Raw genomic sequence first — 24,067 nt, forward strand, 5'->3', positions numbered from 1 at the left:
GAAAGCCGCACCCTGGTGGTGCGGCTTTCTTTTTGTCTTGGTGGGGTGAGTGTTTGGTGCCAATAGACGCAACCTTATACGTCTAGCACGTTTCTGACCTGCAAGAATGGAGGCCGTGGATTTTAGAATTGCGTCCTTTGGCACTCTATGTATCCAAAGAGGCACCAAATTCCCTCGCGCGGCGGCAGCGACCTGGGGAAACGCAAAAACGCGCTCCTAAATCAGCGAATTTGGTGCGCCCACACCAAAGCCGGGTTCGGCAGGCCGGAGCCAACGAGCCAGGTGCCTAAACCGACAGCGCTGAGTACAGCGAAGATGCCGAAGAGGATGGCGTCGGCGACTGGGCCGGTGTAATGGTAGTTCGAGGCGGTGTTGATGGAGGTGTTGTCGGGGATGCTGCAGTGCGGGGTGAAGGCTGGCGCGTTTGGGTCGAAGCGCTCGTCGAGCCAGGTGATCACGTGGGCGGTCTCGAGGACGATTGGCAGGGCGTGGCCGGCACCGGCGAAGTTTGCGAATGGGGTGGTGGAGGACCCTGAGTCAAGTGGCGTGGATCGGGTGCCGGGGATTGCGACGCTGCGGTACTCCACGGGTGAGCCGAGCGCGCAGTAGTCGCGGGCGAGTTGGACGGCTTGTGGGGCGGGGACCATGTCGTCGTCGGGGTTGGTGAGTACCAGGGTCGGGACCTTGGTGGGGACGCGGCCGAGCTTGTTCTGGTCGAGGCGGGCTCGCAGCACGGGGTTGTCGTGGGCGAGTTCGGCCAGGTTGACGCCACGTTTCGTGTAGGCCTTGAATTCCTTGGGCGCGATTCGGACGGCGTCGAGGATGCACGCCTTGGACAGGGCGTCGAGGGTGCGAACGCCTTCCTCGTTGAGTTCGACGTAGAGGGCTTCGCGGAAGTCGGGGTAGGTGGAGGAGTAGGAGACGGCGGTGAAACCGGCGACTGGGGTGATCAGAGTCCCGCGGGACTGTTCGAGTACGGCCAGTGGGTCGGCGGGTGGGGCGCCGACGAATGCGGCGACCACGTTGAGTTCGGGGGCGTAGTCGGCGACGAGTTCGGCTGCCGCGCCGGATGCGCCGCCGCCTTGGGAGTAGCCCCAGAACGCGACTTTTTCGCCGGCGTGGGCGGCGTAGCGGGCGGCGTCGATGACGGCGTGTCCCTGGTCGACGCGGTTGAGATACGTGTGCGTACCTGGGGTGCCGAGGCCGACGTAGTCGGTGACGATGACGCGGTAGCCGGCGTCGAGAAGCATGTGGGCCATGGGGCGCTCGTAGTCGACGCTGAAGGAGGTCCCTGAGTCGGAGGAGATCAGCGAGGTGTTCTTGCTGGGTGCGCAGTGGTCGGCCATACCGCGGGTGCCGGGCGCGATCACGACGAGCCCTTTCGCGTTGTCCCTGTCGTAGAGGGTGGCGGTGACTGGCGCGCGCGTGCCCAACTCGGTGGTGGTTTCGTAGCGCACGACTTTCGGCGCGGGGCGGAAGGCGGATTTGATGGCGGAGGAGCCCACCTCCGCCACGGAGCTCAGCGGGTCGAGCGAGCTAGCGGCGGCGGAGGGGGCGAGGGGAGCGGCGAGTGCGAGGGCGCACAGCGCTGAAAGTGTAGACCGAATGTGCATAGTCGGTCATTGTAAACGACGCCCTTCTGCCCGAACTATGTCAGCGCATCAGCCCCGTGCCGACCATCCAGGCGCCCATCCCAACGGCACTGAGTACGCCGAGGATGCCGAGGAAGATCGCGGCGATGGTTTCGTTGGTGTACTGCAGGATGGGGTGATCTGACTGGATTGGGGGAGTGTCGGGGATGGGGCAGGTTGCGGTGAATGCGGCCGCGTCGGGGTCGAAGCGCTCGTTGAGCCAGGTGATGGCGTTAGAGGATTCGAGGTAGAGGGGCAGGGTGTGGGCGGAGCCGTCGACGTTGGCGAAGGGTGCTTCGGGGCGCACGCCTTGCATGGCAACTGCTCGGTATTCCACCGGTGCGCCCAGGCTGCAGTAGTCGCGGGCGAGTTGGGTGACTTGTGGGGATGGGACGAGGTCGTCGTCAGGGTTGGTGAGTACGAGGGTCGGCATGCTCGTGGACACGCGGCCGAGTGTGTTCTGGTCGAGGCGCGTCCGCAGGGTCGCGTTGGCCTGGGCGAGTTCGGCGAGGCTTTCGCCGCTCTTGGTGTACTCAGTGAACGGCTTGGGGGCGACGCGGGGTGCCTCCGCCATGCAGGCATTGGAGAGCGCCTCGAGCGTGTCGACGCCTTCTTCGTTGAGTTCGGCGTAGAGGGCTTCGCGGAAGTCTGGGTAGGTGGACGCGAAGCTGACAGCGGCGAAGCCGGCGACGGCGCTGATCTGTTTGCTGGTTGCTTGCTCGAGCACGGCCAGTGGGTCGGCGGGTGGGGCGCCGACGAAGGCTGCGACGACGTTGAGTTCGGGTGCGTAGTCGGCGACGAGTTCGGCTGCTGCGGCGGAGGCGCCACCGCCTTGGGAGTAGCCCCAGAAAGCGATTTTTTCGCCGTCGTGTGCGGCGTAGCGGGCGGCGTCGATGACGGCGTGGCCTTGGTCAACACGGTTGAGGTAGGTGTGGGTGCCGGGAGTGCCAAGCCCGACGTAGTCGGTGACGATGACGCGGTAGCCGGCGTCGATAAGCTTGCGCACGATGCCGCGTTCGTAGTCAATATTGACTGATTTTTGGTGGGCCGTGCGCAGAATAGCGGGGCTGTTGCTGGGGGCGCAGTGGTCGCCGAGGCCGCGGGTGCCGGGGGCGAAGGCGACGAGCCCTTTGGCGTCGGGGGTGTCGTAGAGGGTGGCGGTGACTGGGGCACGGGAGCCGTCCTCGGTGGTGGTTTCGTAGCGGACGAGCTGTGGCTTCACACGTTGCGTGAAGCGCTGGGAGGTGGCGCTCTCGGATGAAAGTGGGGTGGCGTCAACGATGGGCGCTGTCGAGGCGCCGAGGGCCATAGCGCAGGCTATGGTCAGGGAAATTTTTGACCAATGATGTTTCATGGTCGGGAGTTTAACGTACAACTGTCTGTGACGTACAATTGTCAGGGCAGCAGCATGAGGCTCACGGCCATGATCGCCATGCCGCCCATGACGCCGTAGACGCTGTAGTGGTGGTGTCCGGTGGCGATCGCGTTCGGCAGCAGCTTGTCGAAGCTGATGAACACCATGATTCCGGCGATCACCGCGAAGGAGTAGCCCATCGTGGTCGGCCCCATAAAGGGCGCGAGGATGAGGTACCCGACGAGCGCTCCGAGCGGTTCCGCAAGCCCTGAGAGGGTGGCCCACCCGGCGGCCCACCAACGTCGGCCGGTGGCTTCGCGTAGCGGGACTGCCACGGCGACGCCTTCTGGGATGTTGTGCAGCGCGATCGCGACGGCGATCGGGATGGCCAGGTACGGGTCGGCGAGCGCGGACATGAAGGTGGCGAAGCCCTCGGGGAAGTTGTGCAGGGCGATTGCCACGCCGGTGATCACGCCGGCGCGCCGCATCGCTTGGGCGCGTTTGTCCTCGTCGCCCTGGATGCTTTCGTGCGGGTTGATGTCGTGCGGCACCAGCTTGTCGATCACCGCGATCAGCGCCACCCCGCCGAAGAACCCGAGGATCGCGCGGCCCTGGTCGAGGGCGTCAATGCCCGCGGGGAGCAGCTCCGCGAGTGAGATGTAGACCATCACTCCAGCGGAGAACCCGAGGCTGCCGGCGAGGAACCTGTCGCCAATGGTGGACTTGAGCGCCACGACCACCCCGCCGATGCCGGTGGAGATGCCAGCCAACAGGGTCATCGCGAATGCGATCAAAACGCTCGAAGTCATGCGGACAGTCTATGTGTAGTCTGAGCGCATGGGAATTTATTATCGCAAGAAGCACAAGGTGAGTAAGAACTCGTGGCTGAACTTCTCCAAGTCTGGTGCTTCGGCTTCCACGAAGGTCGGCCCTGTCACGTTCAACTCGCGCGGTGGCGTGTGGGTGAAGCTGCCCGGTGGGTTCAATTACCGCGGTAGGTGGAAGTAGCCGGCGTCGTCTTGGACGGCGAGGCCGTCCTCAAGCAGTGAAAATAGCGCGCGGGAGCGTTGCGCTGCATCGGGCCACACCACGTCGATGTCGCGTTGCGGCACGGGTGCCGACGCCCCTCGCAACACCTGCATGATCTTGCCGCGCACCTGCCGGTCGGTGCCGGCGAAGCGCTGCGTCTTCTTCTTGCGCTGCTCCTCCGGGTTCGGCTCCGGCTTGCCCGCTGCCACCCACGCGCAGCGGCTGACCGGGCACGCCCCGCAGTCCGGGTTTGTGGCGGTGCACACGAGGGCACCGAGCTCCATCAAGCCAACCGAAAAGGTTGGGCCGTCCCACTCCGAACCGTCGTCGGGCAGCAGCGCCGCCACCTCCTGGAGCTCCGCCTTGCGCGGGTGCGCGACGGGCCTACCACGCTCGGCGCGCGCGACCACCCGGCGCACGTTCGTGTCCACCACCGGCACGTTTTCCCCGTAGGCAAAGCAGGCCACTGCGCGGGCCGTGTAATCGCCGATGCCGGGCAGTGCCAGCAGCTCCTCCACGCTGCGGGGAACAATACCTCCATGAAGCTCGGTGATCGCTCGCGCGCACTCCAGCAGACGCAGCGCGCGGCGCGGGTAGCCGAGGCTGCCCCAGGCGCGCAACACCTCGTCGGCGCCGGCGGCTGCGAAGGCTTCCGGGGTGGGCCAGCGCCGCATCCACTCCTCCCAGATGGGGGCGACGCGCGCCACCTGTGTCTGGTGGCTCATCACCTCGCTGAGTAGCACGCCCCACGCGCTTGTGCCTGGTGCGCGCCACGGAAGCTCACGCGCGTTGGCGCGGTACCACGGGTTAATCTCGGCGGGTTGGAGGTTTGTTCGAATTTTGGCCATATCCTCAGTCATCTCTGCCAAAATATAGCCTATGAGTACAGCAAAGACGCCTCGTGAGGTGTGGGAACTCCTCAGGGCAGGAAATGAACGATTCGTTGCAAGCCAGGAGACGCACCCGCACCGCGACCCCACGTGGCGCGAACAGCTCCGAGACGGCCAGAACCCCATCGCCGCCGTCGTCGCTTGCTCGGATTCGCGTGTCCCAGTTGAGCTGCTTTTCGACGTCGGCTTCGGCGACATTTTCGTCATCCGCACAGCGGGCGGTTGCGTCGACGCCGCGGTGTCCGCCTCCGTCGAGTACGCGGTGGAAGGGCTGAACGTGCCGCTGGTGATGTTCCTGTCGCACGAGTCCTGCGGCGCGGTCGGTACGGCGCTCAACGCGGTGGAGACCGAGGAAGTCCCGGACGGGTTGGTGCGCGTGTTCGTTGAGAAGATCGTGCCGTCGGTGCTCGAGGCGCCGTCGCGCGACCCGAAGGATGTGGAGGTCACGCACGCGAACCTGAGCGCCCAGCACCTCATCGAGCGTGTGCCTGTGCTCGCCGAGCGCCTTGCCAACGGCACCCTCGGCGTGGTGGCGGCACGCTACCAACTTGCCGATGGCCAGGTTCACCCGACCATGGAAACCTTCGGTATAGAGTAAGGGGCATGACTAACCAGCATCCGCTTCCTCCCGAGATCTACCGGCGCCGCCGCGTTGCGGCGCTCGTTGCGTTGTTGGTGCTCGTGGTGTTCCTGGTGTGGGGGTTGAGCGCTATGGCGCGCTCAGGCGGCGGCGACGCCGACGTATCGACGTCCACTTCGCCCACCACCACGCCTGTCACGGAGCCGACGGTGCCGGAACCGGGTGCTGCGACGCCGAGTGAGTCCGAAACTGCAAAGGAAAGCGCATCCGGTGAGCCGACCGAGCCGACCTCGTCAGCAGAGCACACGCAGGCTGCGCCTTCGGGCACCTGTGAGCTGAAGGATTTGCGTGTGGTGGCGTCGACAAACCAGCCGTCGTACGCGGTAGGGGAGCAGCCGGTGTTCTACATGGAAGTGCAGAACCCGACGGACGCGGACTGCGTCATCGACCTGGACACCAACATCATGCGTTTTGAGGTCTACGACATGGCTACCAACAACCGCGTGTGGTCCGACGTCGACTGCTTTGACCCTGTCTTTGCTGGTCAGGAGACGTTCCCGCGTGACTCGAAGCGTGGCTTTGAAGCCCGCTGGTCGGGTACCAGCTCGCAGCCGAACGTGTGCACCGACCGCCAGCCAGTACCAGCTGGGTCGTACTACCTTCACACCGTGATCGGCGACAACGCCTCCGACGCGGTCCCGTTCAACCTGACTTAGCTGAGGCGGCGCAACCCCTCGTAGATGTGGCGCGCCCACAGGCTGGTCACGTGGTCTGCGGAGCTCAAGTCTTCCGGCTGCGCCTCCAAAATGGCGGGCAGCGTGCCGAAGACGGCCACGATCTGATCCATCAAGAACTTCTGCACGCGAGGCACGCGCGCAAGCGCCCGGTAGCCACGCGGGATCAGCGCTTGCACGAGGTTCTCCTCGTTCGCGGGCAGCCCCAGCTGGCGCGCCAGCGCGGTTGTGTTCAGCAGCTCCGAATCCGGCAGGGTGTCCAAGGCTTCGAGCGCCTGGTGGACCTGCTCGTCCGTGGGCACGGTGGTCGTGGCGATGTAGTCGCGCACCAGCATCTCTACGTCGTGGGCGTTGTTGCCCTCCAGCTCGGAAAGCTGCAGGCTGAGCTGGCGGGCGTCGACACCCAACTCCACAATGCTCAGCTCCAGGTCGGTGACGGCGCGCTCGAGCATCAGCTGGCGCTGCAGCACGTTGAGCACGTCGGCGACGGTGGCATAGTTGTTCATCTCTGCCACGAACAGGCGGTGGTTCGACATGTCGAGGCGCTGGCGATAGCGCTCCACCGTGGACAGTGCCTGGTTCGCCCGGCCCATCAGGACCGCCGGCTCCTCCAAGCGGTGGCGACGCCCACCCGCGTACACCGTCACCGTATTCATCGACGCCGACACCGAGATCACCGGCCTGCCGGTCTGCAGCGCGGTGCGTTCCGCGGAGCGGTGGCGGGTGCCGGACTCACTGGTGGGGAAGTGCGGGCTGGGCACGAGCTGCACGTTGGCGTGGGTGATGCGGGAGCCGTCGGCGGATAAAACGACGGCGCCGTCCATCTTGCACAGCTCGCGCAGCAGCGGTGGCTGGAAGGCGACGTCGAAGGCGATGCCGCCGTCGCAAATCTCGACGACCTCCGGCCCGTCGCCGAGGACGATGAGGCCACCGGTGTGGCCACGTTGGATTCGCTCGAGGCCGTCGCGAAGTGCGGTGCCGGGGGCGAGGCGCTCGAGGGCGGCGCGCATCGTGTCATCACTCATGCTGTGCAAGTGTAGCGATAGCCTGGCCAACCGTGGCCACCTGCTCAATTCGCAGGCCCGGGACCTGCAGTGACTCGCCAGCGGGCACGATCGCATGCTCGTATCCCAGGCGCGCCGCCTCTTGCAGACGACGGCCCAGGCTTGGCACGCGGCGGATCTCGCCGGCCAAGCCGACCTCCCCGATCACCACCGTCTTTGGTGGCAGCGGTGTCTCGTGCAGGCTCGACCACGTCGCCAGCGCCACCGCTAGGTCGGTCGCGGTCTCCGTGATGCGCACCCCACCCACGGTTGCCACGTAGGCGTCCTTGTCGTTCGTGCGCTGCCCGCAGCGCGCCTGCAGGACCGCCAGCACCATCGGCACGCGGTTGCCGTCCAGGCCCGTGACCACGCGCCTGGGCGACTTGTTCACCGGGTCCACGGTGAGCGCCTGCACCTCCGCGAGCATTGGGCGCACCCCGTCCATCGCCACGGTCACCGCGGAACCATCCGGGGTGCGGCCGCGGTGGGAGAGGAACAGCCCGGACGGGTCCGGTACTTCGCGGATCCCCTCGGCGGTCTGCTCGAAGCAGCCCACCTCATCGGTCGCGCCAAATCGGTTCTTGATGCCGCGCAGCATACGCAGGCTTGATTGCCGGTCGCCTTCGAAGTTCAGCACCACGTCCACCAGGTGCTCCAGCACGCGCGGGCCCGCGACGTTGCCGTCCTTGGTCACGTGCCCTACCAGCAGAATCGGCAGGTGGGTCGTCTTCGCTAGCGTGGTCAGCGCGGCCGTTACCGCGCGGGACTGCGCCACGCCGCCCGGCACGCCCTCCACACCGGGAGCGTGCATCGTCTGTACCGAGTCCACGATGAGCAGCGAGGGCTTGATCTGCTCCACGTGGCCAAACACGATGTCCAGGTTGGACTCGGCCGCCAGGTAGAGGCGCTCCCGCAGGGCGCCGGTGCGTTCGGCGCGCCCGCGGACCTGCCCCGCCGACTCCTCGGCGGTGACGTAGAGCGCTTTGCGACCGTCGATCGCCGCCCAGCGCGAGGCCACCTCAAGCAGCAGCGTCGACTTGCCGACGCCCGGCTCGCCCGCCATGAGCACCACCGACCCAGGCACCACGCCGTTGCCCAACACCCGGTCAAGCTCGCCGATGCCGGAGCGCACCGTCTTGGTCGCAGCGGCGTCGATAGTTGTGATTGGGCGCGCAGGCGTTTGCGGCGTGAGTGCAGCGGCACGCGGTGCACTGGAGACCCCCGTCGCGCGGGTGGCGGTAACCACCGGCGCTGATTCTTGCAATGTCCCCCAAGAGCCGCATTCAGGGCAGCGGCCAAGCCACTTAGGAGAGGAGTATCCACACTCAGAACAGGTGTGGATCACCCGAGGCTTCTTCGCCATAGAGCCTTACTTGTTCAGGTCGCGGTGGACCTGGCCGGAAGGCAGCAACGGAGCGGAAACCGGGGCGTTGACCTCGAGGGTGCCGGTGTCGAACGTGAAGGTCACAGGCACGGTGCCGCCGTACGCGAAGCTGTCGTTCGGCAGGGCGGTGCGGATGTACTCGATGCAGTTCTTGCCGTCATCCTGCGGCATGCGGTCCAAGCCTGCAGCGGAGTCACCAACAAGCACGCAGTTGTAGCCGATTTCCTTCGAGGATTCGATGCTGACCGGGGTGCCATCGACGGAAACGGAGCGCAGCGAGTGCGTCGTCATCGACGTGTCCTGGTTCAGCGCGCTGAACTTCAGTGCAGCGGAGCCGGTCTCGTCGAGGACGACGGTGACGTCCTGCACGGCCAGCTCGCCGTTCTCGGTTTCGACGTTGGCGCCGTCAACTGCAGCCACCTGGTCAGAGGTCTGAGTGATTTGGCCTGCGGAGCATCCGGCCATGAGCAGTGCGGTTGCGAGTGCGAAAACCGGCTTCAGGGACTTCACGTGGGTGTCCTCCATCGTTCTTGTTTCACATATATGTTTCTCCGCACAACCCTAGCGCCTGGACCTAGACTTTTCACAGTTTCCTCACGCGTACCAGGCCCAGGCGGCGCGGGTGGGGTTAAACTTTAGTTGAGTTCGGCGCATCGCGGGTGCGCGTCCCCATTACGGCCCGTAATGGTAGGGTGGTGAGGTTACTGAGCCGGTTGTCATCCTCAAGGAGTGTTCATGGAATTCAAAGTCGGAGAAGTGGTTGTCTATCCGCATCATGGTGCGGCACGCATCGCCGACATCGAGCAGCGCGAAATTGGCGGAGAAACGCTCGACTTTCTCGTACTGCAAATCCTCCAGTCGGACCTTGAGGTCCGCGTTCCTGTAAAGAACACCGAGCTTGTCGGTGTGCGCGACGTCGTCGGCAAGGAGGGCCTGGAGAAGGTCTTCTCGGTGCTGCGCGAGACCGACGTCGAGGAGGCCGGCAACTGGTCCCGCCGCTACAAGGCGAACCAGGAGCGCCTCGCGTCCGGTGACATTAATAAGGTGGCGGAGGTTGTCCGCGACCTGTGGCGCCGTGACCAGGGCAAGGGCCTGTCTGCGGGCGAGAAGCGCATGCTGGGCAAGGCGCGCCAGATCCTCGTCGGCGAACTCGCGCTGGCGGAGCCAGTCGACGAGAAGAAGGTCGAGGAGCTGGAAGAGGGCGTCCGCAAGATTATTGAGGAGCAGGTCAAGGCCGGTATTTCCTTCGCACCTGACGTGGTGGTTGAGGACGAGGATGACATCGACATGGATGACCTCAGCTTCGACGACGATGAAGACGACGAGAAGTAGCGGGACGTAGCCAAATGTCTCGCAGGGTAGTGGCCGTCGTCGCTGCGGCAGGCCAGGGCACGCGGCTCGGCGCGAGCGTGCCGAAGGCGTTCGTGCCGCTGCGTGGGCGCAGCCTGCTGGAGCGCTCGGTGACCGCGATGGAGACCGCTGAGGTCGTGGACTCGATCATCGTGGTGGTCAGCCCCGAGATGGAGGAGATCGCGCGCACCACGCTGCGAGGCCACGACGTCCGCTTCGTGCATGGGGGCGCGGAGCGCGCCGATTCTATCTACGAGGGCCTCAAGGCGATCGAGCACGAGGACGCCTGCGTGCTCATTCACGACGCCGCCCGGGCCCTGACCCCGCCCGGTATGATCGCGCGCGTCGCCCGCGCCGTGCTCGAGGGCGCGGATGCGGTGGTGCCGGTGCTGCCGGTCGTCGATACCATCAAGGAGATCGACGCAGCTGGGCGCGTCGTCGGCACCCCGGACCGCTCGACGCTGCGGGCGGTGCAGACGCCACAGGGCTTTGACCTGCGTTCTCTGCTCGCCGCGAACCGCGCGTACTACGAAGGGACGCCAGACTTCGTCGCCACGGATGACGCGAGCCTGATGGAGTGGTTCGGCGTGGACGTGCACACGGTGCAGGGGGACCCGATGGCGTTTAAGATCACCACGCCGATTGACATGCGCCTGGCGCAGAGCATTACGGACGAGGCGGAGCCGACAATCTTCGAGGTGCCGTCGGGGAGCACGCGGTAGGCTTGCGCGCATGACGTCGCACACAGATTTTCCACAGTTCAGGGTCGGTACAGCGTTTGACGCGCACCAGATCGAGGCCGGGAAGCCGTGCTGGATCGCGGGCATCCTCCACGAGGGCCAAGACGGCTGCGAGGGGCACTCGGACGGCGACGTTGTCAGCCACGCCGTGGTGGATGCGGTGCTTTCGGCGACGGGCCTGGGGGACCTGGGGTCCTTCGTCGGGGTGGGTCGGCCGGAGTATGACGGAGTGCGGGGCACGCAGCTGCTCAAGGAGCTGCGGGAGTTGCTCGCGGAGCATGGGCACCAGGTGATCAACGTGTCGGTGCAGATGATTGGCCAGACCCCGAAGATGGGCCCGGTGCGCGAGGAAGCGCAGCGCGTGCTCTCGGAGGCGCTCGGCGCCCCGGTGTCGGTGTCGGCGACTACGACGGACCACATGGGTTTCACCGGTTCGGGTGAGGGGCGCGCTGCCGTCGCTACTGCGCTGGTTGCACTAAGCTAAGGGCCGTGACTGCCGAGACCCAACAGATTTTTGACACCGCGACGCGCACGCTGCGTCCATTCCGCCCGCTGCGTGAGGGCCACGTTTCCATCTACTTGTGCGGGGCCACGCCACAGTCCGCCCCGCATATCGGGCACTTGCGTTCGGGGGTGGCGTTCGACATTGTGCGCCGCTGGTTCGCGGCCAAGGGCTACGACGTCGCGTTCGTGCGCAACGTCACCGACATCGATGACAAGATCTTGAACAAGGCCGCCGAGCACGATCGTCCCTGGTGGGAGTGGGTCAGCACGTATGAGCGCGAGTTCACGCGCGCCTACAACACCCTCGGCGTGCTGCCACCGTCTGTCGAGCCGCGCGCCACGGGCCACGTCACCCAGATGGTCGACTACATGCAGCGGCTTATCGACGCCGGCTTCGCCTACGCCTCCGAGGGTTCCGTCTACTTCGACGTGGCCGCCTGGACGAAGGCGAGCGACGACTACGGTTCCCTGTCCGGCAACCGTGTCGAGGAGATGAACCAGGGCGAAAGTGACGTGCACGGCAAGCGCGGCAGCCACGACTTTGCACTGTGGAAGGCCGCCAAGCCGGGCGAGCCGAGCTGGCCGACCCCGTGGGGCGACGGCCGCCCCGGCTGGCACCTGGAGTGCTCCGCCATGTCCACTTGGTACCTGGGCGCCGAGTTCGACATTCACGGCGGCGGTCTGGACCTGCAGTTCCCGCACCACGAAAACGAGCAGGCGCAGTCCCACGCCGCGGGTGATGGCTTCGCCCAGTACTGGATGCACAACCACTGGGTGACCATGGCGGGCGAGAAGATGTCGAAGTCGCTGGGTAACGTGCTGAGCATCGACAACATGCTGGACGCCGTGCGCCCGGTGGAGCTGCGCTACTACCTGGGATCCGCGCACTACCGCAGCGTGCTGGAGTATTCGCCGGAGGCGCTGCAGGAGGCCGCGGCGGGCTACCGCCGCATCGAGGACTTCGTGCATCGCGCCGGCACGCCCGAGTCGACCACCTGGACCGAAGGCTTCGCCCAGGCGCTAGACGACGACTTCTCCGTGCCCCGCGCGCTCGCCGAAATCCACAACGTGGTCCGCGAAGGCAACAAGGCGCTCGCCGCGCACGACACCGCCAGGGCTGGCGAGTTGGCTGCTCAGGTGCGTGCGATGGCCGCGGTGTTGGGTGTGGACCCCGGTGTGTGGGACGATGGGGCGTCGAAAAATAATGGAGTAACCGAGGCACTTGATGTGTTGGTTGGTGCCGAGCTTGAGCGCCGGGCCGCCGCGCGTGCCGAGAAGGACTGGGCCGCGGCCGATGCCGTGCGTGACCGCCTTGCCGCCGCAGGCATCGAGGTCACCGACACCGCCGACGGCGCGCAGTGGCAACTGAAGGAGAACTAATGGCCAAGCCATACCACCGCCCCGATAAGCAGAAGAAGAACAAGAAGACCGCCACGAAGGGCTCTGGCGGGCAGCGTCGCCGCGGGCTGCGCGGCAAGGGTGCAACCCCGAAGGCCGAGGACCGCGTCTACCACGCGGCGCACAAGCGCAAGCTGGAGCGCAAGCGCCGCGACCAGGGCCGCCACGAGCGCGAGCTGCCGGACATGGTTGTTGGCCGCAACCCCGTCGTGGAGTGTCTGCACGCCAAGGTGCCAGCCGAGGCGCTGTTCGTGGCACGCGGCACCGGGCACGACGACCGCCTCAGCGAGGCCGTCACCCTGGCGAACTCCCGCAACATCCCGGTGCAGGAGGTGGACCGCCACGACTTGGACATGATGACCGGCAACGGCATGCACCAGGGCATCGGCCTGAAGATCCAGCCGTACAAGTACGCGGACGTCTTCGACCTGGTCGCCGGTGTGGCGGACCGCGGGGAGACCGGCATGTTCGTCATCCTGGACAACATCACCGACCCGCGTAATCTCGGCGCGGTGATCCGCTCGACGGCCGCGTTCGGCGGCCACGGCGTGATCATCCCGGAGCGACGCTCCGCGCAGGTCACGGGCGTGGCGTGGCGTACCTCGGCGGGCACGGCGGCTCGCCTGCCTGTCGCGCGGGTGACCAACGTGACCCGTACTGTCAAGCAGTTCAAGGACAACGGCTACATGGTCGTGGGCCTTGACGCGGGCGGCGAGCACACCCTGGACACCTTCGAGGGCGCCACCGACCCGGTGGTCATCGTCGTCGGCTCGGAGGGCAAGGGCATCTCCAGGCTCGTGCGGGAAAACTGCGACGTGATCATGTCCATCCCGACAACCGAGTGGGTAGAGTCCCTGAACGCCTCCGTCGCGGCGGGCGTGGTACTCAGCGAGTTCGCGCGTCAGCGCCGCGTGAAGTAGCCCACCGCCCGGCACACGAGGTAGATGGCGAAGGACACGAACGCCACCATCACGCTCACCGGCAGGCCGGGCGCCAGCGAGAGCAGCATGCCGCCCACGGCGGCAAGCTCCGCGAAGAGCACAGACCACGCCACCGCCGCTGCGGGACGCGCCGTAATGGCCACCGCGGACGCGCCGGGCGTGATCAGCAGCGCCATCACGAGCAGCACGCCCACGATCTGCACGGTCTGGGCGGCCGCCATGCCGAGCAGGATGGCGAACAGCGTGGCCAGTACCTTCACGCGTACCCCGCTGGCGGCCGCCATCTCCGGGTCTACAGAGGCGAACAGCAGCGGGCGCCACAGCACCATCACGGCCACCACGACCAGCAGCGTGGTGGCCGTCAGCACCCCGAGGTTTTCCCTGCTCACCCCAACGATCTGGCCGGTGAGCAGCGCCATCGCCGTGGTGGAGTTACCGGGGTAGAGGTGGATGCACAGCACGGAAATGCCCATGCCGAAGCTCATCACCACGCCCACGGATGAGTCAGTGTCGCTGCGAAGCCCCAGCAGGACGAGCACGATCGCCGCCACAATCGAGCCGAGAACGGCCCCCAAGCTGAGGTTCAGGCCCGTCACGAGCGCAACCGCGGCACCCATCAACGCCAACTCAGAAGTAGCGTGCACCGCGAATGACATTTTCCGCATCACGATCAGCGGCGCAATCACCCCGGAGAGCACGCCCAGCATCGCGCAGGCGATCAGCGCAGTGATCACGAAATCGAACCCGAGCAGGTACTGCGTTTGCTCCAGCATTTACAGGATCACCGTCTTTCCACCCACGCGTACGACCTCCACTGGAGCCCCGTACAGCTCACTGAGCACATCGGAGCGCAGCACCTCGTCGGCACTGCCGACCACGTGCCCGTTCGGCCCCAGGTAGAGCACCTTGTCCACGATGTCGATCACCGGGTCGATGGAGTGCGTCACCATCACCACCGCGACCTTCGCAGCATGTAGCCGGGACATGAAGTCGCGCTGGCGCGCCACGTCCAGGGAGAGCAGGGGCTCGTCGGCAAGGATGAGATCGGGCTGCTTCGCAAAGGCCTGCGCCTGTCGCACCAGCTGCTGCTGGCCGCCCGACAGGGTGCCCACGCGGGCGTCGGCAAGGTGGAGCGCGCCCACGCTGTCCAGCAGTTTATCGACGTCCCCCTTCCTCGGCCGACGCAGCGGACGGTGCTCAAGCGAGAGCGACACCAGATCGCGAACCCGCACCGGCAGTTCCGGCGGGAACATGCGCTGCTGCGGGATGAACCCGATGTTCTTCGGCGCCGTGATGGTGCCCGAGCTGAGCTTGCGTGTACCCAGGATCGTGCCGAGCAGCGTGGACTTGCCGCTGCCGTTCGGGCCCAGCACAGCGACAAATTCCCCCGCGGCGACATCGAGGTTGATGTCGTGCCACAGGGGATCACAAGAGGCGTTGGTCAGGTGCAGCATTAGAGCTCGTCAAGCGCCTTGGCAAAGTAGTCGAAGAAGTTCTCGCCGTTCGGCGGGGTCTCGTAAATGTCGACGACCTTCACGTTGTTGGCCTTCGCCACCTCAACCAGCTTGTCGGAGACACCGTTCGGGCTCTGCGGGTTGTTAATCAGGATGTCGATTTCGCCGGACTCGAGTGCAGCGATGAACTCCGCGAGCGCCGCCGAGGACGGCTCCGAGTGGTTCAGCGTTGCGTGCCGGAACGACTCCGGAGTGACGTCCTCGAGCGCGGACTCCTCGATGATCGCGTCCGCGATTGGGTGCGTCTGCGCCACGCGGGCTGCCTTGAGGCTGTCCAGCTTCGTCTGCAGCTGCTCGAGCTTCCCGTCGAGCGCGTCCGTGCTGCCATCAGTGCGCTGCGCGAGGTCCGCGCCCACCTTCGCGATCGCCGCGGTGGAGTACCAGATGTGCTCGTTTTCCTCGTGGGCGTGGTCATGGTCGTGGCCCTCATGGTCGTGGTCGTCATGGCCATGCTCACCGTGCTCGTGCTCGTGCGCCTCCGTCAGCGGCAGTGCGGAGATCACGTTCGCGTCCTCCGCCGCGTCGTAGATGCGGGCGTCGTATGCGCCGCCGTTGGCCACCACGAGCACTGCCTTCGCCACCTGCGCCAGGTCGGCGGCCGTCGGCTCGTAGTCGTGCGGGTCCACCGAGGTATTCGAGATGATCGCGGGGACGTCCTGGCCCGTCACCAGGCTCGCGACGTCCGCCCACACCTGCGTCGTGGCCACGATCTGGCCGTCGGCGGCATCAGCTGCGGTGTCGCCGGTGCTGTCAGTGCTGCTGCAGGCGCTCAGTGCGAGCGTCGATGCAGCAAGGATGCCAATGAAGCGTCGTGAAAACATGGCCGCCATTGTACGTGGTATTGAAAATGAATATCAACAACGAGCGTCGGCGAGCGCCTTCAGGAAGGCCGCCATCTCGTCCACGCCTGCGACGTCGACCCCTACCTTGATCCCCACATCCGCAGGCCCCAGCACCGCTAGCGCTGTGTCGTCCGTGACGTCATCACCAGCGAAGAGCGTCGCAGCAAAGCGCTGCTTGTGGGCCCGCAGCCACGAGCCCTTCGACACATCCACCGCGGAAAACTCAACCACGTTATTACCCGGGGTGACAGGGCGAGGCGTTTGAATCCGCAGCGCCTCCGCCAGCATGCGCTCGCGCTCCGCCGCGTCCTCCACCGGCGCGACGTGCAGCACCCGCTGGTACGGCTTGACCTCCACGTACGCCGGCGGGACCGCGATCGCCTCCAGCTGCTTTTCGATTGCGTCCAAATACTCGACATCCTCCGGCGTAAGCTCCGGGCCAGGCTCCGCGCCGTGCGAACCCACCAACACCACCGGGTTCCGCAGCGGGAACACCCTGCGCAGGCCCTCCAGGTGGCGGCCGGACAGCATCGCCACCTCCGTATTCGGGGCGTGCGCCAGGCGCTCAATCGCCTCCAGCGCCACCGGGTGCGGTTTCACCGCATAAGGGTCCGGGTTCAGCTCGCTGATCGTGCCGTCGAAATCGAGGCAGACAAGGAGCGAAGGGGCCGTCGATAAGTAGGCGATGGAACTCACAGCATCATCACCCGTATGCTCGGTTCGTTCACGTCGTCGCCCTCGAGCGTGAGTACCTTCTCGGTGTCACTGACATTGTTGATTCGGAACGTGGCCTCCGGCACCACCAGCGACGCCAGTTGATCGTGCGTGTAGCGCGCCGCCCCCTCGCAGCCCGCCGTGTCGGCGAAAGAAATCTCGTTGACCGTCAGCGTGTCTTCAGTGACCGTGACGTCGCCTTCAACCTTGCCGCATCCCGTCGAGCCCGTCAGCTTCGAACCGTCGATGCTCACATTCGCCCGATCCGGCACATCCCCCGGCGTGTCCGGAGCCGTGTACACCGCAACGACCTGCCACACCGGCGGCGCCGGCGAACACGCCGCCAGCCCCAGTGCTGCACCTGCAACAACCAGCCGTTTCATCGCGCAACCTCCTGCAAAAACTCCGCGGCCCACCGGTGCACATCGTGCCCCAACACGCGCGCATACATCCGCCGCATCCGCTCCGGATCCGGGTCAAGTGCCTCCCGCATCGCCCGAAGTATCGACGCCCCCTCGAACGGATTACACAAATACGCATCGTGCAGCTCCACGGCCGCGCCGGCGAACTCGGACAGCACCAACGCGCCGTCCCCGTCCGGGTGGCAGGCCACGTACTCCTTTGCCACCAGGTTCATGCCGTCCTTAAACGGCGTCACCAACATCACGTCCGCAGCCGCATAGAACGTGCCCAGCTCCTGCTTGGATACACCGCGATGCATGTAGTGGATCACAGGGCGACCCACCGAGCCGAAGCGGCCGTTAATCCTGCCCACGGCCTCTTCGACCTGGCGGCGGGTCTCGCGGTAGTGCTCGATGCGCTCCCGCGACGGAGTGGCCAGCTGGATCAGGGTGGCGTCGACACCTTCCTCGAGCAGTTGCTCAAACGCGAGCAAACGCTGCAGGATGCCCTTCGTGTAATCCATGCGGTCCACCCCCAGCATCAGGGCCGCAGGATTCCCTACCGACGCCCGCAGCTTCGCCACCGCTTCCGGCGAGCCAACCTGCACCGCCGCCGGGTCAATCGAGATCGGGAACGTTCCACTGCGCGGGCTGTTGTTATCGTCGCCGACGAGCGCGCGGAAGTTGCGCTCATCCGCCTCGCGCTGAAACCCCACCAGGTCGCAGCCGTTGAGTCCGCCGATGAGTTCCTCGCGCCACGGGAGCTGACGGAACAGGTCGGGGGAGGGGAATGGAATATGCAGGAAGAACCCGATGGTCAGGTCGGGGCGCATCTCGCGCAGCAGGCCCGGCACCAGCTGCAACTGGTAGTCCTGCACCCACACCGTCGCGCCCTGCGCCGCCACCTCGGCGGTCGCGCGCGCGAAGCGGACGTTAACGTCGCGGTAGCGCCGCCACCACTGCTCGTTGTACTGCGGGGCCACGATCAAGTCATGGTAGAGCGGCCACAACGTCGAGTTGGAGAAACCTTCGTAGAACTCCTCGTAGTCCTGGGCGTCCAACGTCACCGGGTGCAGGTCAATGCCATCAAAGCGAAACGGCGCGACCGGTTCATCCACCGCGCCGGACCACCCCACCCAGCAACCGGCGCGTGCCCGCAACACGGGTGCGAGCGCAGCCACGAGCCCGCCGGGTGACGCCTTCCACCCGCCCTCGACACGGTCGACGGGCAGGCGGTTAGCCACCACTACGAACTCATTCACAACTACGACTTCTTCTTTACAGTCTTCTTTTTGGTGGCCTTTTTCTTTGTTGCTTTCTTCTTGGTGGCCTTTTTCTTCGTGGCCTTCTTCTTAGAAGCCTTCTTCTTGGTGGCTTTCTTCTTCGTAGCCTTCTTCTTGGTCGCCTTCTTCGGCTCTTCCTCTTCCTCAGCGCCCAGGACTTCCTCCGCGTACTTCTTGTACACGAAGCCCTGTGGCTCGACACCGAGCATGGACATCAAGGTCACGCCATCAAAAAAGTCCTCGGCGTAGGTAGCAACAATCCTGCGAGCACCAGATGCTGTCTGCTCCTCAACGGCGTGGAGCGCCTCAGGCGAGGGGCGAGAGTCGGTGATCTTGGGTGGCACTACGGGTTCCTCCTTGTATGACGCGCATTACTAGCACAACGATTCTACGCCAATATTAGTGACGAAGCCCGCCTGGGGGCCTCCGTCGTCGGATCTGCTGGAACGTGAAGCGCCCGGCCCGCTTGAAAGCCTCGTACGGAATGTAGTGCTGCGGGGCACGCAGACGGCGCGCCACCCACTCGCCAAACACCACACCGCCAGCCAGCGCCATACAGGTGCCGACCGCCATGAACAGGTTGGTCAGGCCCACCACGATCTGCTCGTTCATCATGGCGTACATCCCGCGATACACACCAGAGCCAGGCAGGAACGGGGTCACACCAGCCACCGCGGTGATCACCGGGTTGATCAGGAAACGGCGGGCAATCAAACCACCCGCAAGGCCGACGACGAACGCCAACGCCGCCGTCGCCATCAACGCACCGGAGCCGATTGGGATCAAAAACAGGTAATACATACTCGAACCGGCGGCGGCCGTAAACGCCGCCACCACCACCGCGGGGCGCTCCGCGAAGCACGTCACCGCGAATGACGCCGACGCCAACGTACTCCCCGCAATACGCGCCGCCGCACCACTAAACGTTGGGGTCCCCAGCATTGTCTCCAGCGGAGGCAAGCCCAGGCCCATGAGCTCCCACGTGTTCAACCCAATCGCGACACCAGCCACGATGCCGCCGGTAAAGAGCAGTGTCTGGAAGAATCGCGCCGAGGCCGTCACCGGCGAGCCCGTCACCCCGTCAAGCAGCGACTGCACCAAGGTCAGACCCGCCAACAGGACCACGATGCCCACCGCGATCACTTGGCTGGGCACAATCGTCTTGCCGATCATCGGCGCGACCTCGTAGAACAGCGCCGCCGGGATCGTCGTCAAGAAGCCGCCGATGGCGCAGTGGAAGAAGTAAGGCAGGGAGTTGCGGGACAGAATCTTGTTAAATCCCATGATGAGAAACGACGTCAGGCCGCCGATCGCTGACATGAACAAGTCCCCGCCCAGCAAAATCGCGACGGCCGCGCCCATCACCAGCCAACCCGCCAGGTACCGCGTATTGCGCCACGGGATAGGGGAGTTATCAATATCGTCGAGGATTTTCTCCGCAAGCTCCGGTGGCGTGGCACCCGAACGAATCGAGCGAATCAGCCGGTCCGCCTCCTGCAGCTTGTGGTAGTTTTCGCTCATCATCGTGACCACGCGGAACACGTTGACCGGGGTACGCTTGTGCACCCCAATAATCGTGTTAATCATGATCGTGTTCACGGTGATGTCCACATGACAGTAGTGCAGCCCATACGAAGACGTCACTGTGTGAATCTGCGCAATCGCATCCGAAGACGTCGTGCCATTCGCGATCAGGATCTCCCCAATGCGCGCAGCAATATTCATCACCCCGGCTACCTGCGCGGTATCCGTCAGATCGATCGGGGCAAGCACGGACGGCGGTGGCGACGTTCGCGCCGCGTCAATCGTTGCCACATGTTGGCGCGACCCGCGGACAAACTCCCACAGCGAATTCAAGTTCACGTATTCGACCCTAGCAAGCCACCCCGACACGCCTAGAATGGCCACATGACCTGGCAACTCTACGAGCAACTTATCGACGCCACCCCGACCACCATCACCGTCACCGACTTCGGCATCGCACCCCACTGGGCCTGGCTCCGCACCTCCGACGGCCACGTCGGCATCGCCGCCGTCTACTCCGGCGACGGCCGCCCCGTCCTCTCCGAGTCCCCAATCGGACGCCCTCTTATCGACGCCGCCTCCATGGTCACATCGTGGAACTTCGCCGAAGCCGGCGTCGGCCTCGCCGCCATCAATGCTTGGGTGAACCGCGACGCATCCCACTTCGCCGAAGCTCCGGACGCATTCGTCGCCTACGCCTCCCACTACGCCGGCAAGCGCGTTGGCGTCGTCGGGCACTTCCCAGGCCTGGAGCGCACCCTCCGCGACGTCGCCGACCTCTACGTCTTCGAGCGAGTCCAACGTCCCGGCGACTATCCGGACTCCGCCTTCGAATACCTCGCCCCGAATCTGGACGCAGTCTTCATCACCGCCTCTGCCCTCGTGAACAAAACGATGCCCCGCCTCTTGGAGCTCGCATCCGGGCTGGACACCATCATTGTCGGTCCATCAACCCCAATGACACCCACGCTTTTCGATGCCGGCGCCACCACCCTTTCCGGGTTCATCCCCACCGACCCTGCCGGGCTCGTCGGGACGCTGAAGGGCATCGGTGGAGGTAGGAAGTGGGATTTCGGTAAACGAGTGAACGTTAGTGTAGACTCTTCAGCGCTGCTAGAGTGGCGCAATCGGTAGCGCAACGCACTTGTAATGCGTAGGTTGCGAGTTCAAGTCTCGTCTCTAGCTCTGAAACCCCCTCCCGGGACGTACCTAACGCCGGGGAGGGGGTGTTTGCGTTGGGGGAGCGCCCGAAAAATTCCCCGGCTCAGGGAACTATTTTGATGCCCGACGCCCCGCAATCGCCCCGGTGCACCAATTTCCCCATTCTCGCCAAGGCCAAGCGACGTTTCCCCAGTTCAGCGTTTGATGGCGGTGAGATCTGGTGCCCAGGCAATGCACAGTCATTCCCGACGACCTGCATTGGTCGACGCTAAGAGGTCGACCGGAACGAAATCCAACCGGCCCCAACCCCGCCTCTCCCGGCGGACTATCCCTGTTTTACTCACCCACGTGCAGGGGGTGTACAGGAAACGTTCAGAGAAACGGCGTTAGATAGAGACAGTTATGTTCGCGGGCGTGGAAGCCATTCGTGGCGCCGACGCGTTTCCTGAGAGAAGTAACAGGAGGCGTGGAATGCCCTGGTCTATGAAGGAGTGAACTGTACATGTCTGAGGCTACGAAGCCTGTAAAGGTGCTCGTTGTTGACGATGAGCCGAATATCGTTGAGTTGTTGACGGTTTCTTTGAAGTTCCAGGGCTTTGAGGTTGAGAGTGCGGGGTCTGGCCAGGAGGCGCTGGAGAAGGTGAAGGACTTCCGTCCGGACGCGTTCATCCTTGACGTGATGATGCCGGGGATGGATGGCTTTGAGCTGTTGGGCAAGCTGCGCAGCGAGGGCATTGACGGCCCGGTGTTGTTCCTGACGGCGAAGGACGCGGTGGAGGACCGGATCCACGGCCTGACTATTGGCGCCGATGATTATGTGACGAAGCCGTTCTCCTTGGAGGAAGTGATTACTCGTCTGCGTGTGATTCTGCGTCGTGGCAAGGTGACGGAGGACGCAGATGAGGATACGACGCTGCGCTACGCCGATCTGACGTTGAATGATGAGACGCACGAGGTGACGAAGGCCGGCGAGATCATTGAGCTGTCGCCGACTGAGTTCAACCTGCTGCGCTACTTGATGCTGAATGCTGAGGTGGTGCTGTCGAAGGCGAAGATTCTGGATAACGTGTGGCACTACGACTTTGGTGGCGACGGCAACGTGGTTGAGTCGTACATTTCGTATCTGCGACGCAAGGTGGATAACGGTGATGTGCCGTTGATTCACACGGTGCGTGGCGTCGGCTATGTGCTGCGTACACCTCGTAAGTAAGGCGTAGGTGACCGATGAGTAGGCGTCGGCTTCATGCGCTTGCGTACTCGAGGACGAAGCCGCTGCAGAAGCAACTGGTGGCGTTGGTGTTGGCGATTGCTACGCTGGCGCTGGTGGTGAGCTTCTCTGCGGTGTATATCTTCATGCGCAGCATTTTGTATCAGCGTGTCGACGACCAGCTCAGCGAGGGGTTGGACACGTGGGTTGGTCAGGTGACGTGGGTGCCGTCGTCGGGTGCGCCGAGCGATTTTTATCAGGAGACGTGGTATCCGCAGTTCGGGACGTCGTGGAGCCCGGTGTATGTGGATACACCGCCGGACCTTTCGAGGGTCAAGCAGCAAGATAAGGCGGTGACGGTGCCGTCGACAGGCGTGGCGCCGGGCGTGAAGTGGCGCGCGATGTCACGTGAGATGCCGGACGGCACTGTGAAGTATGTTGCGAAAGAGCTTGACGCGGAGCAGCGCGTGCTGCGTTGGCTTGCGATTGTGGAAACGACATTTGGGCTCCTTGCCGTGGTGGGGATTGCGTGCGCGGGGCGCACCTATATTCGTAAGGCGTTGGCCCCGTTGCGTGAGGTAGAGAACACTGCGCTTGCAATTGCCGACGGCGATACGAAGCGCCGGGTGCCGGTGTGGTCGAGGGAGACTGAGGTCGGCAAGTTGTCGTACGCGATGAACACGATGGTGCAGCAGCTGCAGGAGTCCGTGGAGGATGCGCAGCTGAAGGAGGAGCAGATGCGTCGCTTTGTGGGTGACGCTTCTCATGAGCTGCGTACTCCGCTGACGAGTGTGCGCGGGTATGCGGAGCTGTACCGCAAGGGTATGGCGCCGGATGCGGACATGGTCATCGGCAAGATTGAGGAGGAGTCCGCCAGGATGCAGTTGCTGGTGGAGGATCTCCTCGCGTTGACTCGTGCGGAGGGCACTCGCCTGGATAAGCGCCAGGTGGATGTGTTGGAGATGGTGACTTCGGCGGTGAGCTCTGCGCATGCGGCGTTCCCGGAGCGTTCACTCACGATTGAGAACAACGCCTCCTGCGTGCCGACGGTCAACGGTGACCCCTCGCGGCTGCACCAGGTGTTGCTGAACCTGATTGTGAACGCGTTCAAGCACGCGGGCAAGGATGCGTCGGTCACGGTGGCGTTGCGGGAGAACCTGGACCGCATCATCATCGAAGTCATTGACGACGGCTGCGGTATGGAGGAGAAGGACGCGGAGCACATCTTCGAGCGGTTCTACCGCGCGGACAACTCCAGGAACCGCGCCTCCGGCGGTGGTTCGGGGTTGGGGTTGGCGATCGCGAAGTCCCTCATCGAGCAGCACGACGGCACCATTACCGTAAAAAGCGCGCCGGGTGAGGGCTCCACGTTCACCATTTCCCTTCCGATGGAGAAGGGCCCGAAGGCTTAAGCCTCGAGTGCTGCGCGCAGCTTCTCCGCGGCCTCGTCCATCTTGGCCGGGTCGGTTTCGTCCATCTTCATCACGGTGGACAGGTCGTAGCCGGACATGTCGTTGGCGGGGAAGACGTGGATGTGTGCGTGCGGCACTTCGAAGCCGGCGATGAGGTAGCCGGCGCGCTCGCTGCCGAATACTTCGATGATGGCGTTGCCTACTCGCTGGGCAACGTCATTCATTTTTGCCCACAGCGCTGGCTCGATGTCGGTCCACTTATCGATCTCTTTGACGGGAACGACCAGCGTGTGGCCGTACGCGATCGGCTCGATGGTGAGGAACGCGGCGACGTCCTCGTCCTTGTACACGAAGCGGCCTGGAATTTCACCTTGAATAATCTTTGTAAACACAGTGCTCATAGCGCCTAGGTTACCGGTAAGTTAGTGGGC

The 24,067-nt window shown here is 64.6% G+C and carries 27 protein-coding genes and 1 tRNA gene; 12 read left to right on the forward strand and 16 right to left on the reverse strand.

The features are described 5' to 3' along the window. Positions 1–221: 221 nt before the first annotated feature. From ACXIUA_RS11525 to zupT, 3 genes are read right to left on the reverse strand one after another with little or no spacing between them, the layout of a single operon-like run. On the reverse strand, positions 222–1,613 hold the full coding sequence (locus tag ACXIUA_RS11525) for a lipase family protein (RefSeq protein WP_457976908.1): 1,392 nt from the start codon (positions 1,611–1,613) through the stop codon (positions 222–224). A gap of 40 nt (positions 1,614–1,653) precedes the next feature. After that, a complete protein-coding gene (locus ACXIUA_RS11530; protein ID WP_457976909.1) occupies positions 1,654–2,985 on the reverse strand; it encodes an alpha/beta fold hydrolase in 1,332 nt (443 codons plus the stop codon). A 41-nt stretch (positions 2,986–3,026) separates the two neighbouring features. After that, positions 3,027–3,794 (reverse strand): zinc transporter ZupT, encoded by a 768-nt coding sequence (zupT, locus tag ACXIUA_RS11535; RefSeq protein ID WP_070361911.1) that lies wholly within the window; start codon positions 3,792–3,794, stop codon positions 3,027–3,029. A gap of 28 nt (positions 3,795–3,822) precedes the next feature. Here zupT and ACXIUA_RS11540 point away from each other — a divergent pair, with 28 nt between their 5' ends. Beyond that, positions 3,823–3,993, forward strand: coding sequence for a DUF4236 domain-containing protein (locus ACXIUA_RS11540; RefSeq protein WP_071565885.1), 171 nt, complete (start codon positions 3,823–3,825; stop codon positions 3,991–3,993). Here the strand turns inward: ACXIUA_RS11540 and ACXIUA_RS11545 are convergent. Then, positions 3,972–4,874 (reverse strand): A/G-specific adenine glycosylase, encoded by a 903-nt coding sequence (locus ACXIUA_RS11545; protein WP_457976910.1) that lies wholly within the window; start codon positions 4,872–4,874, stop codon positions 3,972–3,974. The two genes, ACXIUA_RS11540 and ACXIUA_RS11545, sit on opposite strands and share 22 nt — an antisense overlap. 19 nt (positions 4,875–4,893) lie before the next feature. Between ACXIUA_RS11545 and ACXIUA_RS11550 the strand changes: the two genes are divergently transcribed. Both ACXIUA_RS11550 and ACXIUA_RS11555 read left to right on the forward strand, forming a co-directional pair. Further along, on the forward strand, positions 4,894–5,502 hold the full coding sequence (locus tag ACXIUA_RS11550; protein WP_457976911.1) for a carbonic anhydrase: 609 nt from the start codon (positions 4,894–4,896) through the stop codon (positions 5,500–5,502). Positions 5,503–5,507: 5 nt separating this feature from the next. Beyond that, on the forward strand, positions 5,508–6,200 hold the full coding sequence (locus ACXIUA_RS11555; RefSeq protein WP_070975548.1) for a hypothetical protein: 693 nt from the start codon (positions 5,508–5,510) through the stop codon (positions 6,198–6,200). Here the strand turns inward: ACXIUA_RS11555 and disA are convergent. The 3 genes from disA to ACXIUA_RS11570 are packed head-to-tail and all read right to left on the reverse strand — an operon-like array spanning position 6,197 to position 9,170. Further along, positions 6,197–7,243, reverse strand: a complete 1,047-nt coding sequence (gene disA, locus ACXIUA_RS11560; protein WP_457976912.1) for a DNA integrity scanning diadenylate cyclase DisA — start codon at positions 7,241–7,243, stop codon at positions 6,197–6,199. The genes ACXIUA_RS11555 and disA overlap by 4 nt on opposite strands. Beyond that, on the reverse strand, positions 7,236–8,624 hold the full coding sequence (radA, locus tag ACXIUA_RS11565) for a DNA repair protein RadA (protein ID WP_256001050.1): 1,389 nt from the start codon (positions 8,622–8,624) through the stop codon (positions 7,236–7,238). Before radA ends, disA begins: the two co-directional genes overlap by 8 nt. Before the next feature lie 6 nt (positions 8,625–8,630). Continuing rightward, entirely contained in the window at positions 8,631–9,170 is a 540-nt protein-coding gene (locus tag ACXIUA_RS11570) for a hypothetical protein (protein WP_413774862.1), read from the reverse strand. Positions 9,171–9,380: 210 nt separating this feature from the next. On the opposite strand from ACXIUA_RS11570, the gene ACXIUA_RS11575 reads away from it, so the two are divergent. The 5 genes from ACXIUA_RS11575 to rlmB are packed head-to-tail and all read left to right on the forward strand — an operon-like array spanning position 9,381 to position 13,557. Next, complete coding sequence (locus tag ACXIUA_RS11575) at positions 9,381–9,977, forward strand: CarD family transcriptional regulator (RefSeq protein WP_320072888.1); 597 nt, start codon at positions 9,381–9,383, stop codon at positions 9,975–9,977. 14 nt (positions 9,978–9,991) lie between these two features. Continuing rightward, a complete protein-coding gene (ispD, locus tag ACXIUA_RS11580) occupies positions 9,992–10,717 on the forward strand; it encodes a 2-C-methyl-D-erythritol 4-phosphate cytidylyltransferase (RefSeq protein ID WP_070478112.1) in 726 nt (241 codons plus the stop codon). A gap of 10 nt (positions 10,718–10,727) precedes the next feature. Beyond that, positions 10,728–11,219 (forward strand): 2-C-methyl-D-erythritol 2,4-cyclodiphosphate synthase, encoded by a 492-nt coding sequence (gene ispF / locus ACXIUA_RS11585; RefSeq protein WP_320072887.1) that lies wholly within the window; start codon positions 10,728–10,730, stop codon positions 11,217–11,219. A 5-nt stretch (positions 11,220–11,224) separates the two neighbouring features. Further along, a complete protein-coding gene (cysS, locus tag ACXIUA_RS11590; RefSeq protein ID WP_256008624.1) occupies positions 11,225–12,619 on the forward strand; it encodes a cysteine--tRNA ligase in 1,395 nt (464 codons plus the stop codon). Continuing rightward, positions 12,619–13,557: a 23S rRNA (guanosine(2251)-2'-O)-methyltransferase RlmB gene (gene rlmB / locus ACXIUA_RS11595; protein ID WP_070361922.1), complete on the forward strand. Its 939-nt coding sequence runs from the start codon at positions 12,619–12,621 to the stop codon at positions 13,555–13,557. Before cysS ends, rlmB begins: the two co-directional genes overlap by 1 nt. Here rlmB and ACXIUA_RS11600 read toward each other — a convergent pair. From ACXIUA_RS11600 to thrE, 8 genes are read right to left on the reverse strand one after another with little or no spacing between them, the layout of a single operon-like run. Continuing rightward, positions 13,539–14,351 (reverse strand): metal ABC transporter permease, encoded by an 813-nt coding sequence (locus tag ACXIUA_RS11600; protein WP_256060058.1) that lies wholly within the window; start codon positions 14,349–14,351, stop codon positions 13,539–13,541. The genes rlmB and ACXIUA_RS11600 overlap by 19 nt on opposite strands. Continuing rightward, positions 14,352–15,032 carry a metal ABC transporter ATP-binding protein gene (locus tag ACXIUA_RS11605; RefSeq protein ID WP_457976915.1) on the reverse strand — a complete coding sequence of 227 codons (681 nt, stop codon included), beginning with the start codon at positions 15,030–15,032 and terminating at the stop codon, positions 14,352–14,354. Continuing rightward, positions 15,032–15,913 (reverse strand): metal ABC transporter solute-binding protein, Zn/Mn family, encoded by an 882-nt coding sequence (locus tag ACXIUA_RS11610; protein WP_246814914.1) that lies wholly within the window; start codon positions 15,911–15,913, stop codon positions 15,032–15,034. The genes ACXIUA_RS11605 and ACXIUA_RS11610 overlap by 1 nt, the downstream gene beginning before the upstream one ends. 33 nt (positions 15,914–15,946) lie before the next feature. Beyond that, positions 15,947–16,630, reverse strand: coding sequence for a trehalose-phosphatase (locus ACXIUA_RS11615; protein WP_070478100.1), 684 nt, complete (start codon positions 16,628–16,630; stop codon positions 15,947–15,949). After that, entirely contained in the window at positions 16,627–17,031 is a 405-nt protein-coding gene (locus ACXIUA_RS11620; RefSeq protein WP_070478098.1) for an META domain-containing protein, read from the reverse strand. Before ACXIUA_RS11620 ends, ACXIUA_RS11615 begins: the two co-directional genes overlap by 4 nt. Then, on the reverse strand, positions 17,028–18,311 hold the full coding sequence (locus ACXIUA_RS11625; RefSeq protein WP_070478096.1) for an alpha,alpha-trehalose-phosphate synthase (UDP-forming): 1,284 nt from the start codon (positions 18,309–18,311) through the stop codon (positions 17,028–17,030). Before ACXIUA_RS11625 ends, ACXIUA_RS11620 begins: the two co-directional genes overlap by 4 nt. 2 nt (positions 18,312–18,313) lie before the next feature. Then, entirely contained in the window at positions 18,314–18,676 is a 363-nt protein-coding gene (locus ACXIUA_RS11630; protein ID WP_070361929.1) for a hypothetical protein, read from the reverse strand. Positions 18,677–18,731: 55 nt separating this feature from the next. Further along, positions 18,732–20,195 carry a threonine/serine exporter ThrE gene (gene thrE, locus ACXIUA_RS11635; RefSeq protein WP_246814913.1) on the reverse strand — a complete coding sequence of 488 codons (1,464 nt, stop codon included), beginning with the start codon at positions 20,193–20,195 and terminating at the stop codon, positions 18,732–18,734. 45 nt (positions 20,196–20,240) lie between these two features. Here thrE and ACXIUA_RS11640 point away from each other — a divergent pair, with 45 nt between their 5' ends. The 4 genes from ACXIUA_RS11640 to ACXIUA_RS11655 all read left to right on the forward strand — a co-directional run bounded on the left by ACXIUA_RS11640 (position 20,241) and on the right by ACXIUA_RS11655 (position 23,636). After that, on the forward strand, positions 20,241–20,990 hold the full coding sequence (locus ACXIUA_RS11640) for a DUF364 domain-containing protein (RefSeq protein ID WP_083290865.1): 750 nt from the start codon (positions 20,241–20,243) through the stop codon (positions 20,988–20,990). Beyond that, positions 20,969–21,041, forward strand: a tRNA-Thr gene (locus ACXIUA_RS11645). Before ACXIUA_RS11640 ends, ACXIUA_RS11645 begins: the two co-directional genes overlap by 22 nt. Positions 21,042–21,519: 478 nt before the next feature. After that, positions 21,520–22,227, forward strand: coding sequence for a response regulator transcription factor (locus tag ACXIUA_RS11650; protein ID WP_070361930.1), 708 nt, complete (start codon positions 21,520–21,522; stop codon positions 22,225–22,227). A 14-nt stretch (positions 22,228–22,241) separates the two neighbouring features. After that, a complete protein-coding gene (locus ACXIUA_RS11655) occupies positions 22,242–23,636 on the forward strand; it encodes a sensor histidine kinase (protein WP_457976916.1) in 1,395 nt (464 codons plus the stop codon). On the opposite strand, the gene ACXIUA_RS11660 is transcribed toward ACXIUA_RS11655, so the two are convergent. Further along, positions 23,633–24,037: an HIT family protein gene (locus tag ACXIUA_RS11660; RefSeq protein WP_071573144.1), complete on the reverse strand. Its 405-nt coding sequence runs from the start codon at positions 24,035–24,037 to the stop codon at positions 23,633–23,635. The genes ACXIUA_RS11655 and ACXIUA_RS11660 overlap by 4 nt on opposite strands. Between the last annotated feature and the right edge of the window lie 30 nt (positions 24,038–24,067).

This window comes from Corynebacterium sp. UMB8791 (genome assembly GCF_054166365.1).